Annotated in this window: 13 protein-coding genes and 1 pseudogene; 8 read left to right on the top strand and 6 right to left on the bottom strand. The window is 59.2% G+C overall.

Features of this window, described 5'->3' with window-relative positions; all coding sequences use genetic code 11:
* Window positions 1–32: 32 nt before the first annotated feature.
* A complete protein-coding gene (locus IVB32_RS00585; protein WP_247371822.1) occupies window positions 33–323 on the bottom strand; it encodes a hypothetical protein in 291 nt (96 codons plus the stop codon).
* A 19-nt stretch (window positions 324–342) separates the two neighbouring features.
* Window positions 343–1,080, bottom strand: coding sequence for a response regulator (locus IVB32_RS00590; RefSeq protein WP_247409505.1), 738 nt, complete (start codon window positions 1,078–1,080; stop codon window positions 343–345).
* Window positions 1,081–1,723: 643 nt separating this feature from the next.
* Here IVB32_RS00590 and IVB32_RS00595 point away from each other — a divergent pair.
* From IVB32_RS00595 to IVB32_RS00630, 8 genes are all read left to right on the top strand, one after another.
* A complete protein-coding gene (locus IVB32_RS00595; protein WP_085351325.1) occupies window positions 1,724–3,151 on the top strand; it encodes an efflux RND transporter periplasmic adaptor subunit in 1,428 nt (475 codons plus the stop codon).
* Window positions 3,148–3,873: an ABC transporter ATP-binding protein gene (locus tag IVB32_RS00600; protein WP_204511439.1), complete on the top strand. Its 726-nt coding sequence runs from the start codon at window positions 3,148–3,150 to the stop codon at window positions 3,871–3,873. Before IVB32_RS00595 ends, IVB32_RS00600 begins: the two co-directional genes overlap by 4 nt.
* The gene (locus tag IVB32_RS00605; RefSeq protein ID WP_247409507.1) at window positions 3,870–5,093 is read left to right on the top strand and encodes an ABC transporter permease; all 1,224 of its coding nucleotides are present in this window, start codon (window positions 3,870–3,872) and stop codon (window positions 5,091–5,093) included. The genes IVB32_RS00600 and IVB32_RS00605 overlap by 4 nt, the downstream gene beginning before the upstream one ends.
* 48 nt (window positions 5,094–5,141) lie before the next feature.
* On the top strand, window positions 5,142–5,459 hold the full coding sequence (locus IVB32_RS00610) for a LuxR C-terminal-related transcriptional regulator (RefSeq protein WP_247371806.1): 318 nt from the start codon (window positions 5,142–5,144) through the stop codon (window positions 5,457–5,459).
* A 629-nt stretch (window positions 5,460–6,088) separates the two neighbouring features.
* Window positions 6,089–6,925: a hypothetical protein gene (locus IVB32_RS00615; protein WP_247409509.1), complete on the top strand. Its 837-nt coding sequence runs from the start codon at window positions 6,089–6,091 to the stop codon at window positions 6,923–6,925.
* Window positions 6,925–7,728, top strand: a complete 804-nt coding sequence (locus tag IVB32_RS00620) for a DUF6602 domain-containing protein (protein ID WP_247409511.1) — start codon at window positions 6,925–6,927, stop codon at window positions 7,726–7,728. Before IVB32_RS00615 ends, IVB32_RS00620 begins: the two co-directional genes overlap by 1 nt.
* Window positions 7,729–7,917: 189 nt before the next feature.
* A complete protein-coding gene (locus tag IVB32_RS00625; protein WP_247409513.1) occupies window positions 7,918–8,736 on the top strand; it encodes a hypothetical protein in 819 nt (272 codons plus the stop codon).
* 383 nt (window positions 8,737–9,119) lie between these two features.
* Entirely contained in the window at window positions 9,120–9,323 is a 204-nt protein-coding gene (locus IVB32_RS00630; protein ID WP_247409515.1) for a hypothetical protein, read from the top strand.
* A gap of 329 nt (window positions 9,324–9,652) precedes the next feature.
* Here IVB32_RS00630 and IVB32_RS00635 read toward each other — a convergent pair whose 3' ends face one another.
* The 4 genes and pseudogenes from IVB32_RS00635 to IVB32_RS00650 form a co-directional block, all read right to left on the bottom strand.
* Window positions 9,653–10,522 (bottom strand): GIY-YIG nuclease family protein, encoded by an 870-nt coding sequence (locus IVB32_RS00635; protein WP_247409517.1) that lies wholly within the window; start codon window positions 10,520–10,522, stop codon window positions 9,653–9,655.
* A 57-nt stretch (window positions 10,523–10,579) separates the two neighbouring features.
* Window positions 10,580–10,990 (bottom strand): annotated as a pseudogene (locus IVB32_RS00640) (DNA ligase); the annotation flags it as partial.
* Between the two features lie 121 nt (window positions 10,991–11,111).
* Window positions 11,112–11,300 (bottom strand): hypothetical protein, encoded by a 189-nt coding sequence (locus IVB32_RS00645; protein ID WP_247409519.1) that lies wholly within the window; start codon window positions 11,298–11,300, stop codon window positions 11,112–11,114.
* Between the two features lie 392 nt (window positions 11,301–11,692).
* Entirely contained in the window at window positions 11,693–11,974 is a 282-nt protein-coding gene (locus tag IVB32_RS00650) for a hypothetical protein (protein ID WP_247409521.1), read from the bottom strand.
* Window positions 11,975–13,023: the final 1,049 nt, after the last annotated feature.

Genomic DNA, 13,023 nt, shown 5'->3' on the forward strand with positions numbered 1-13,023 from the left:
ATCGTCCAACGCGGACGATGGGCCTTCGTGCGTCAGCGGCCCTGCTGCTTGCGCAGCCAGTCCAGCATGTCCTGCGCATTTCGGGTGCTCTGCGTCACGATGGCGGTGTTGCCGCCGCTGCGGCGATAGACCGTGGTACGCCCAGGCTCCTTCTCGATCTTGACCTCGGCCTGCGCCGGATCGCCGCTCTGGGTAATGACGGACGTGCCATTCTCGTCCTGAACCATTGTGGTGTGGCCGTCACCTGACTCGCCGGCTCCGGCCGGCCCCGCTGCCATTGCCATCATGATGCTCATTCCTGCTGCAAGTACGATGAACCTCATATTGCACCTCACCTTCTGATCACCGGCTGAACTGAAATATCGACAACCAGTTGAAGCGCCCGAATTGTCGCACCGTTCCCGTGTTCATATCGCCGATCTGGAGCAGGAGGACATTGGTGGAATTGCCGACCTGAGTGATATCGGCGATGTTGCTCACACCCGACTGACCGATCGCCAAATTGGTGGTGCCACCCACCTGGATCACATCGACATAATTTCGCGTGCCGTTCTGGATGATCGTCGCATCGACCGTTCCCGTGCCACCGATCTGGATGACACGCGCCGCCATCAACAGCATGATCTCCCGCTCCCTCGCCGTCAGCGTCTGGACGCGCTGGCGCGCTTCGCGCACGCTATCTTCGCGTTCGAGCCGCCTGCGGTCGCGCTCGATGCCGTGCCTGATCGCGTCGAGGATCTCCTGTTCGCGAAAGGGTTTTGGAAGAAACTCGACTGCGCCGCGCTTCATGGCCTCGACCGAGACGCGGACGTCGGAATGGCCGCTGATGAAGACGATCGGGATAAGCACGCCCGTCTCGGCGAGCCGGCGCTGAAGCTCGAGGCCGGTCGGCGCCGTGCCGGGAAAGCGGACGTCGAGCACAAGGCATGAAGGCCCGCCGGAAATAGTCTCCCCGAGAAACTCGTCGGTCGACGCAAACAATTTCACCTGATGCCCGGTCTCCTCGCAGAGACTTCCTATCGCGGTTCGAATCTGGATCTCGTCGTCAATGACATAAACTGTGGCTTGACCTGAACTCATGGAAACGGGCTCCCCGGATTGGGGCTCGATGAACAAGCAACGAGCCATCCATTCTTCTTGCAAGCGAGATCAAGGTGCTTGGATGAATTCGCGGGGATCGAGCGAGTCGCTCCGATCCGCCGCTTCGACGTCTTAGGCCCAACACCCGTTCAAGACGAGTGAAGGTGTTCACACATCGGGTTTCGTGATTGCGGGGATGCGCCCTCGCGACCTGCGGCATCATGGCGAGGCGCGATATCGGCAATGCTGCGATTGGGAATGCAACGACCGGAAACGCGACGATCTGGCGTGGGAACTTCGGTATCGCCGAGTGCGTCATGGCGTCGCCACCCACGTACCGACTTGAACGCCGGGCGCTGGCCGCTTCGGCCAGAGCAGACGAGACGTTCAGTCAGCTTGTCGAGTTCGATACCGCGCGCGTCATATCGATACGCTCCGTATGCATTTCGGGCAAGTCGTGAAAAATAGCACCCGCGGACTTTACTTCTGGATCATCAAGCGCACCCGACCGTCGCCCCGGCAGCGGCGACACACTGACGATCGCCTGCGTTTTTCAAGATTTACAACCATAGCGCGTTTACAACCATAGCGCGATCTCTGCCTTTGCCGCCAACGATGCCATTTCAAGAGGCGGGTTTTTGATATGCGATTTGTGCCAGTTATTGCTTTGCTCGGAACTGCATGTGGCCTCGCCGCGGTCTACGCCGCGGGGCCGGCCGTCATCACCGACGCGGCCGGGGCCGCGGCGCAGAAGGCGGCCCTCGCCTACGCATCGAGCCAACGGCTGCTCAGACCCGTGGGGCTGGAAGCACGGAGCTTCGGATCGGACGCCCCCGTATTCCGCTTTGCCTCAATCCAGCGCGGCAGCATCGAGCAGACCATCACCGTCACCGGAGCCCTGCAGCCGGTCAAGACGATCGAGGTGGGTTCCCAGCTGTCCGGGCAGCTCGCCCGGGTCTATGTCGATTTCAACGACACGGTCAGCAAGGATCAGCCGCTCGCCCTGATCGATCCGCGCAGCTTTGCGGCCAAGGTCGACGAAGCCCGGGCCTCTCTGGCCGTTGCCAATTCTCTGGTCGACGTCGCACGGGCTAAGCTCGATCGCACCAGGATCGATCTGCAAAACGCAAGGGGTAGCCGGGACGTGCTCGCTGCCAAGCTCGAGAGCGCCCAGGCGGTCAAGAGCTCGGCGCAAAAGACCTTGCAGCGGAAGCAAGCGCTCCAGTCGCAAAACGTGGTGGCCACGACGACGGTCGACGACGCGCAGACGGAGTTCACCGCACGTCTGGCCCAGGAACGCGAGGCCGAGGTTCTGATGTCCCTCAACTCCTATGCGGTGGATGGGGCGCAGGCCGACGTCCGCCGGATCGAGGCGGAATTGCAGCAGGCACGCATGGCCGTGCCGGAAAAGGCGGCCGTTCTCGCTGCGGCCCAGGCCGATCTCGACCGCACCGTGATCCGCTCGCCGATCGATGGCGTCGTCGTCGGCAGGTTCGTCAACGAGGGCCAGACCCTCGCGGTCGGACTGGAATCGCGCACCACGTTTGTGGTCGCGCATCGACTGGAGGACATGGAAATCCACGCGCAGGTCGACGAAGCCGATATCGGGCGCATCGCCCCCGACCAGCGCGCGCATTTCACGGTGGATGCCTACCCGGACCGTCGCTTCGAGGCGGTGGTGCGGCAGGTGCGCAAGGCACCGCAGAACCAGCAGCACGTCGTGACCTACACCGTCGTCCTGGCCACCTCCAATCTCGACGGCGCGTTGCTGCCCGGCATGACCGCCCTGGTAAAGATCGTGATCGAGCGGCAGGACGACGTGCTGAAAGTGCCGCTTGCTGCATTGCGCTTCCAGCCCTCGGGCACGCGGCCGGACGCCGCGGCGCGCAGCGCCGTGTGGGCGCGCACCGCCAGCGGCTCACTCCGGCGTATTCCGGTGACCGTCGGCGCGGCCGGCACCGAACAGGTCGCACTCAGGAGCGGAGACCTCGTCGAGGGCAGCCAGGTCGCCGTGGGTCAGGCCATCCGGCCGGCCGGCATGGAATTTCTCGGCATCAGGTTCGGATCATGACGGCCCTCCCGCCCCTCATCAGCCTGCAGTCGGTCTCCAGGACCTATCGCGCCGACGGAGTAGCGGTGACTGCGGTGCGCAATGTCAGCTTCGACATCGAACGAGGCGAGATCGTCGCCGTGATGGGACCCTCGGGCTCCGGAAAATCGACGCTGATGAACATGATCGGGCTGCTCGACCTGCCGAGCGAGGGCGCGCTCTATCTCGAGGGAGCCGACGTCGCCGATCTCTCAGAAGACCACCGGTCGTCCCTGCGCGCCCGCAGCATCGGCTTCGTATTCCAGTCCTACAATCTGCTCGCTCGCCACAATGCGATTGAGAACGTCGCGCTGCCGCTGGTCTATTGCGGCATCAGCCGCAAGGAACGCCTGGCCCGCGCCGAGCAGAGCCTGGAGGCCGTCGGCATGGTGCACCGGGCCCACCACTTCCCGCGACAGCTCTCGGGCGGTGAGCAGCAGCGCGTCGCGATCGCGCGCGCCCTGATCGCCTCCCCGCTGATCGTGCTCGCCGACGAGCCGACCGGCGCGCTCGACAGCCGTACCGGCGCCGAGATACTGGCCCTGTTCGCCGCGCTGAACCGGTCCGGCCAGACCATCGTGATGATCACGCATGACCCCGGCATCGCGACCCAGTGCCGGCGCACGATCCGCCTGCACGACGGCGAGCTCGTCGCTGACGAAACGCTGGTCCCGATCCTGCCGAAACGGAACGCTGCGCCATGACGATGCTCCAGGGCTTTCAAATCGCTTTGCACGCCTTGCGCCTGAATCCGTTGCGCAGCATCCTCACCATGCTCGGCATCGTGATCGGCGTCGCCTCGATCGTGACGGTGTTTGCGATCGGATCCGGCGCGCAGCTTCGCCTACAGGAGCAGATCCGGTCAATCGGCGCCAACGTGCTGATGATCAACCCCGGCGCGGTCTACCGGGGCGGCGTGCGTCTCAAGGATGGCAGCAAGCTGACCATGACCGAGAGCGACGTGCAGGCGATCCTCGAGCAGATCCCCGAGATCCAGGCAGCGGCCGGTTCGATTGCAGGAACGGCCCAGGTCATTCACGAGAGCAAGAACTGGAACACGACCATCAACGGGACGACGACCGGGCACTTCATGGTGCGCGACTGGCAGCTTGCGACCGGCCGCTATTTTTCCGGCAGCGAGGAGGCAGCAGCCGGCAAGGTCGTGATCCTCGGCAGCACGGTGGCGCATGAGCTGTTCGCGCCCGGCGAGGACCCGATCGGCGCACAGATCAGGATCATGAAGGTGCCGCTCGAAGTGGTCGGCGTTCTCGATCGCAAGGGACCGGCGCAGGACGACGTCGCCTTCGTGCCGCTCACCACGGCCAGGCTGCGCTTCCTCGGCAGCGCAAGCAACATCAACCGGGATTCGGTCGCCTATATTATCGCCAAGGTGGCCGCCGACGGACAGATGGCGGGCGCGCGAACGGAGATCGAAAACCTGCTGCGGCAGCGCCACCGTATTCCCGCTGGGCAGGAGGACGACTTCAAGGTTCAGGATCCGGCCGCCGCCATGGAAGCGCAGCAGGGAGCGATCCGCACCGTCGCGCTCCTGCTCGTCGCTATCGCCTCGGTCTCGCTGCTCGTTGGCGGCATCAGCATCATGAATGTCATGATCGTTTCGGTCACCGAGCGGACACGCGAGATCGGAATCCGCCGCGCGCTTGGCGGGCGGATGCGGGACATCCGTCTTCAGTTTCTCTGCGAGGCCCTCGTGCTCTGCCTGCTCGGCGGCGCGATCGGCGTCGGTGCCGGCGTCACGCTCTCGATGACGGTCGCTCGCATGGCAGGATGGATCACCTCGATCGACGGTCAGGCGATCGGCCTTGCCCTCGCCTTCTCGATCGCGACCGGCCTGATCTTTGGTTTTTATCCCGCCCGCAAGGCATCCAAGCTCAGCCCGATCGAGGCACTCAAGACGGAGTGAGAACATGCTGGAGTGTTCGCATCGACCAATGGCCACGGAGGAGCAGTTATGAGTCCAGATCCGAAACATTCGATCACACCAACGCCACGCGAGCGGGACCTGATGATGCTGATCGCACGCGGAATGCAGAACAAGAACATCGCGTACGAGCTCAAGATCTCGGAGAACACGGTGCGGGCGCATATCGGCAATATCATGCGCAAATACCGCCTTCAGAACCGGACCCAGATCGCGATCATCTTTGCCCTGCAGGCGGCGCCGCCATCGCTTCGCCGCAACCTGGCCAATGGCGGCCGCAATTTCACGACGGCCGCGCCGGCCAAGGCGGTCGCTGAGAATACGCCGGTGCCGACGGCACCGGATTGACCGCTCGGCCACAATCCCTTGCGTCATTTCGAGCGAAACACCCAAGTCCGGGGTCAACGCAACGGCGACAAAATATTTCTCTTTATAGAATTCGGATTTTTGTTAGGAATTTCTCAACCCGGCCCAAGGAAGAGGGGCGTATCGCGATCGTCACGAACGCGGGCCGGACGGCGGTGGACGTTAGTCACATCGGCGCGATCGGCTTCGCAGGGCGGGCAACCGTGAGCGAAGGCCTCGCGCACACGACCGGTGTGATCGGCGTACGGCAAAATCGTGTGGTCCTGACGCCCGGGGTCTGTGCGTCAAGCGTTGCGGTGATGTGGGTTGCCCAACCGGGCACACGCATCAGCCATCCGCAAGGCGACGGGGGCAATAGTGCATCGCTCCCCGGGGAGAGCACGACATAAGCCGTAAAGCCACTGCGCAGGGAGAGCGAAGGAGGAAAAAGCGTAAGAAAATCAATACAGTCCGGCCGTTGTGTCCACATTTGTGTCGCGATCCGGGGACGGTCCGGCAGCGAGAAAATTGTATGAATGTCTATCAAGCCCTGTGGATGGCGGTGAAGTCTGGCGGCGGGCGCAACGGTCGCGCTACGATCTCCTATGAGTCGCCAAGGGGTCTTTTTGTCGATGGGCGAGAGCAATCGGAAGCGCCGCGCGCACGCCGCCGTACTGGACGGCTGTCCGTGGTGCATCTACTGCGGCGGCGACCTACCTGCGACGACTGTTGACCACGTTCCGCCGATCATCATGTTCGCGCAGCGCCAACGTCCAAAAGGACTTGAATTCGGGAGTTGCGAGCCCTGCAACGGCGGCACTAAGCACGCTGATCTCGTTGCAGCTATGCTCGGCCGTTCCATGCCGGATTCAGGAACGGACGCGGGCCGTGCGGAGATGAAGAGCATCTTTTCGGCCGTCAATAACAACATTCCTGGACTGCTGCAGGAAATGCACATCCCTCGCGAACTGCAAACGGCTGCAGGATGGCGAAAGCAAAATGGTGGCTTGCTTCGTACCGATGGGCCGCTGGTCTCGTCTCACATGCAGACCTTCGCGTTCAAGATCGGATTCTCCCTTTACTACGAACTAACAAAAAAAGTTTTGCCGAAGTCTGGTGGCGTCGTTGCGCGGTGGTTTTCAAATGTTGACCGCCTCGATGGTACGTTTCCCCAGAGCGTTTTTGAGCACCTGTTGCCACCGACCACGTTGCGCCAAGGAAAGTTCGAGGTCCCGGATCAGTTCGAATATCAGTGGCGGCTCGCAGAGGGTGACCGCATGGCAATGTTTCTCGCCACCTTTCGTCAATCGTTCGCCGTGCTCGCTTTCGCTGCGACCGACCGAGGCCTGCTGGATGCCGAGACTAAGCATGCATTTGAAATCTGCGCGCCCGGTGAGCTGATAAGCATCCTCCGACGCGAAACGCGCCGTGCCGATACAGCGATGAGCGCAAGAACTGGAAAAAAATAATGGACAAGTTTGCCGAGGCCTTGATGAAGTTCAGCGGCTCTCTGGTTGCGCAGTACGACACTGTATTTGAGCATCGCGGAAATGCGGGCGACTCGCGAGAAAGCGCGGTCAGCGAATATCTTCGCAAAGTTATGCCCTCTAATTTCGGTTTTTCCAAGGGAGAAATGTTCGACTCTGCGGGAGCCAACTCCGGCGAGGTCGATCTCATCATTTACGACTCCGTCTTCTCGCCGATCTTCAGCGATGGGTCGGGCAAGATTTTAGCTCCCTTCGAATCGTGTTTCGGAGCAATTGAATGCAAATCGACTCTAACCATTGCTGAGTTGAAGGATTGCGTTCGAAAAATTGAGAAATACCGTTCCATGAAACGCGCTGTAAAAATTACGAATGCAGCGCAACTGCTGCCCTACGTCCGAGTCGAGGCGGGGCCGGGCATGAAAATCGGAGAGTCCTATAACGTCCCGCTGTTCGGTGTCTTCGCTTTCGACAATAAGATTGCGCTGGACACGCTTTTGGACATGTTGAAGCTCGATGTGGCAATCGACTACATCGTTGTTCCGGGCAAGTTCATTTACATTGCGAGAACGTCGGCGCAGCCCGCACTAATTGGCACAAACCATGTGATTGCGGAGACCGAAAATGCTGTCGCCGTCTGGATCATGTATCTGCAGACGATGCTTAGTGGGATCAAGCTCAGAGGCATTGACACTCATGGCTTGCTGCAGCGCCTAACCGCTGAAATGCCCGTGCGCCGATTGGTGTTCGGGCCAGGGGATCGCAATGCGTCGATGCCGTCGTCGTAACAGCCGCGAGCCCCATCGCATTTGCTACATACTGAGATCGTGGAGGCGCGGGCGACGAGGCAGTAGGCATGCGGCCCGCGCGAGCTACAGCAGCTCTTTGAATAATGGCGAGAAACGGCTCTAGTTTCCCTGCCTCTGATTGGCATTGTGTCATCGTGAGTTGCTTTGATTCGCAATGGAAGGTGTTCCGTGGCTCATTTTGAACTGCGTCATTTGTCGCAAGCAGATCTGAAGCTTCACGTTTGGAGATACCTGACTTTTCCCAAATACGTCTCTATGATGATCTACAGTGCTCTTTGGTTTCCGAAGCTTAAAACCCTGCTATCGATGGATGCCGACGAGGGCGCGATGCCAGTTGTTGCCGCAAAGGAAATGACTGAGCAATTTCTTCAATGGGATATCATCAAGAACAATCCCGGCTTCACAGAGCAAATCACAAATTCAAGCAGTCGAAACGTGGAAGATGGTCGCGAGCTAACACTAGCGAACTGCTGGTTCTGCAGTGAAGAAGAATCACCCGCGATGTGGCGAGACTATGCAGGCATCCCTGAAGGTGTTTCAGTTGTCTCAACAATCGATCTTCTCAGTCAGTATGTTTATTGTGACCCTCGCGTTTCTTTGCTTGGACGTGTCCAGTATGTCGATCTGAATTCCCATGTCATGTCCCACTATGAAGCCAATCAAGCCGGGGAAAGAGCATTCCTAAAAGGAAATAGTTTCGCGGCCGAGCGTGAGATCAGGATGACCACAATGAGCTTCCGTGGGCCAATGTGCGTCAACCTTGACGGCACAGACATGCGCTCTGATCAGTACAGCGGTCTAGGAATGAACAATTTCGACAGCCCCGGGCTCTACATAAAAGCTGACCTGAGAAAGCTAATCACCCGCACCGTCCTTGCTCCGGGTTCTCCAGTGTTTCTCGAACACCTCGTTCGAAGAATTGGACACCTTGCTGGCGTCGTCTCTCCTGTTGAGCGATCAAGCTTGGAAACCGGGGTGCAAAAATGAACTTCTCTGAGGTGACTGCGACTGGGCGCGCCAATTCTGCGGCAACGTTCCGCGCCCGCAATGGCTTACGGTATTGGGCCGACAATGCTTTGCCGGCGGCGAGATCCCCAGCGGGGAAGATGGATGATGGCAAGGACGACGACGCTGACGGCGATTCCGAAGTTCGCTCAAGCGAAGCCTCTCGTCGCTGAACTAACTGCGCAGCATACCCAATTGGCGATGGTCCGGGCCTGCTTCAGTTCGTTCCTAATCCGGAACACGCTGAAGAATTCCCGGGCGTTGCAGATTTACAACCCGCTCAGCCAATCGCGGTACTAAGCTCACCGAGTGAGACCACGAAACATATTTCATTCTTACTTCAATATGATTAGCGGGGGCGAACGATGTTTGATGTCTATCGCAATGACAAGCGCGATTTCCTCGTTCTAAGTACAGGCTCCGCTATACCAGTGCTTTACTCTGCGCATAAGTGGCGCAAGAGCAGGAAAAGAGTTCTGAAGGTCAGCGACGAAATCAAATCAGCCGTTCACGCGCGAGGCTATTACCTCCGCAGCCTGCGGGCGAGCAAGGAGCGAATGATCGAGTAGGGCCGCCGGCCGGTGTTCTCCACTTGCGATCTCTATTTGATCACCACCAACCAAGCCGTTGTCCTAACGCTCTTCCGCGTGGTCAACCGCCACGTTGGCAACCTTCAGCCGATGCCTCCGGCAGCAGCCACCGCAGCCCTTGATTTCGGGGAACCGCGACCTGACCACCTGAGTTTATTCGCGGGGCGGACATGGAGGTCACCCCATGTGGACGCTACTAGTACCGATTGGAACCGTGCTGATGACTATCGTCATCGTCCTCGGTCTCTTTACCGTCGGGGCAATGACGTATCTACCAAGTGACGTGTTGCTTCGGGGGTATATTCGGCTCAGTTATCGTTAAGCCCGTGCGGCTGCCTAGTGTGCAGGCGTTCCTTCCAGCTGCTTTCGAGCCGTATGATTTCGTCGGCCTCCATGTTGGGGGCGACTAATTCCAGAATGGTAAACCGGAAATGCCGTGGATCACGCTGCCTCAACAGGCGATTTCCACCGTGTCCCGATGCAGCATAGTTGCGCCATCGGCCAAGCAGGTTTTGCGCTCCATACGCAGACCCAACGTAACCCTTTGCTGCGGACGTGTCGAAGATGTAGTAGATGCCGCGCCATTCGGCGAGCTTGGCCTGCCAGCGTTTCGGCAAAACAGCCAATTGGCTCCAACTGAAGTCCAGCTCGTCCCAACGCTTCATTGCGCTGTCTAGAGCGCTATCCTCCAAGACTGCGTGAACGGGCATGATGTTCTGATGCGCTCGTCTCCACCATGACCGCTCAGGAGGAGGCCAATCCACTATCAGCTTGCCCTTCCATTCCGAATAGAAGTCCATCAACTTGAGGTCAAACCAGAGACACGATGGCCGCGTTCCACTCGGGCCTTTCATGCCCAGCTTAAACAGTTCAATTTTCTCCGGTACCTTTACGTATTGGGCGAGGGTGAGTGGCTTCGTTTTCCCGATCTTGTAAAGGCCGACATACAATGCTTTGCCCGGCTCGTGACCGATGAAAGACGCAACATAGCTGGCGCTCGACATGCTCTTTTCGAGCGTCGCGCCTTGCGTTTGCTGATACGCATTGAACAGCTCTGGTTTGTCTGCTGCGAGCAGCGGGAGGACCTTGTTCAGGTCGGGCTCAGTGGGCCGATGTCGCAGCACTAGGACTTCGCGGGCGTCAATCTCTTTGTCTCTCAATAAGTCGTTCAATTCCATCTGTGAGCCCCGCTATCCGCCGCGCAGACGGTGGTGTAGCTAAGGAGCTGCGACGCGTCAAAACATCTCGCCCCGATCCATCGCCGGATGACTACGGTTTTTCACCTTGATCCAGTACTTGCTCCGTCCGGCCTGATAAGGCCGGTCGCGGCGTTTTGCCACCAGTCCCTCGAGGCCCATGTTGCAGGCGGCCCGAAACAGATCAGGCCCAAGCTCGCCACGCTCGAACGGATTGACGAACACGCCTTCAGGACGGCGTGCCAACAGGCGCTCCAAGTTCGCCTTCCGCATCGATAGAGGGAGCACGCGCAGGTCCTCACCGCCTTCGGCGAGAATATCGAACGCGCAGTACTGCACCTCATGATCGTGCCTGCGCGAGTGAAGCGCGTTGAAATCTGAGACGCCATCGACACCAAGCACGACCGCTTCACCGTCGAGCACGAATTGCTTCTGGCGGACCTTACGAGCGGTGTTGCCAAGACCTCGCGCGAAGCGCTGAGGAAATCCGACGTACCGCTGAAGCCCGTCTTGTCGCTGAGCAATATGCCGCCGATCAACGCGAGCTACAGCGGAAGCTCCGCCAGACGTATTAACGCTTCGTCAGTGTGCTTCCGCCACCGGGCATTTGAATATGCGAGGCGCGTGCAAGAAGTTGGCGGCTTTCCTCCATCCGCTCTCGCGTTTCAGCAATGGCGGACCTAAGTAGTTCGGCCTCCAATCGCATCTTCCGAACAGCTTCCTTGGCCTCGTCGCGGGCGCGGCGTTCATCGCTTTCCATGGGTGCAGGATGACCCTCCATCCCAGCCACCCGCAATATCCCATGATAAAAAGGGACTTAGTTGGCGGCCCTTTTAATCCGACTCTGCTCGTGGCGTTATCGACATTGACGACTCACAGCGGGGCCATCGTTCGAGAGATCGGCGAAGGCTACGCGGGTCGCTCAAATCAGAGCCGAAATGGCCGGCGCGCCTCAAAACCGCAAATCAACATCGGCCACATCCTCAAGCCATTGAGACCTGGAAGTGCATAAATCGGCTTCAGCGCATTCAATGCCGATTGCCGTCGCTGCGGTGATGCGCTCTTGTACGTCGCGCGCGATACGGGTGTGCGCTAGCGATGCGGGTCTTCTGTGCGATTGGCTCCTTCGCTCTAGTGTTATATGACCTAAAGCTAAGTGTCGGGTCGTGCACAGCGTGATTCTAAACACTCGGCCAGAATTTGATCCGCAGCGAGTCTCGCACATCGGTCGTCGTGCAGTTCGTCCAATTTTTTCAAGTAAGCAACTGCCGCTACTTGCAAGAGATCGAAGTCATCCTCGCCGGCATCACGAAGGCTGGCGACGTAGCGATAAAGGGCGGAACGCCTGTTATCGTTCTCGCTGATGCCGCTGTGGAGGAGCAAGTAGTTCCGCCAAGCAAACGCACACGCGCCTTCCGTGGCAAGAGAAGTCATTGGCACCTCCCAAAGCCAGAGAACAGACCGACGATCCGTTTCGTTCCGCGAAATCTCTCAGATGTAACGTTGTTCCGTAGCTGCGCCGCAAGGTGTTTACATGCAGCGGTGTCGGTGCTCAGTCGGAGACTGTCCATAGCGCAAATCGGTCAATGCGATTGGCTGTTCGCGTCGCGTTGAGGCTGGTCACCTTTCGAGTGGCGGGACTTGCCCGAATGCGCGTGCGGGTGTTCCCCAGAAAATGGCACTGGGGAACATGCGAGACTTCCAGTTCTGGCCCGTCGCCGACCTTCGCTTACAGGGCCGCTATGTCTGCCTTGAGGGGATAAGCCGACCTAGGGCAACTCGGTGCGGGAGTCAGCCTGTGACCCGCAACAGACCTTCGCTTCGGTGCTCATTCACTTCGGATTTCAGCTCTTCGCCCATGCGGACACCCGCGCCGAAATCATTGTTCGGTCGGCTGCAATCGCAGCGTCTAAACCTTCGTATGTAGTTCTTTAATCGGATTTGACGTGCACTGAGAAATCCAAATCGGTAAGCATGCGCTCGGGACATGTGGGCGGGTGTGGATGATCACGGCAGCACGGCAAAGCTCTGAACAGTGCCGCAAACTCGCGGCTGACTATCGAACACGCGCCAACATTGAAGGTACGACAAAGCGGGTCGCCAACCTGCTTTTAAACGTGTCCCGAACCTACGCTGGCCTTGCCGCCACCCTCGATTTGCTTGAGCAGGTCCAGAACGAGGAGGCACAACGGCTCTCGCACCAGCCTAGGTCAGAGCCACCGGAAGCATAGGTGTGACACCGGCATCGGGCGCGAGGGAAGGACCTGATAATCTGGCTGGCAAGGCCCGCGAAGCCGATATCGCCGGCCACATTGACGGGATTGCTTAACTCGCGCGGATTGCAACCACCGAAATAAGGCGTATGATTCTGGCTGATTTGCCAAGCTAAGGGAGGTGCATTTGGCAGCCGTCCTAGTTTTGAAAATTGCCATCATAGGACTAGGCGTCTTTTCAACGGTTCTAGTCTCTATGTTGTATTTCAA

The organism is Bradyrhizobium sp. 23, assembly GCF_023073295.1.
Classification (GTDB): Bacteria; Pseudomonadota; Alphaproteobacteria; order Rhizobiales; family Xanthobacteraceae; genus Bradyrhizobium; species Bradyrhizobium canariense_D.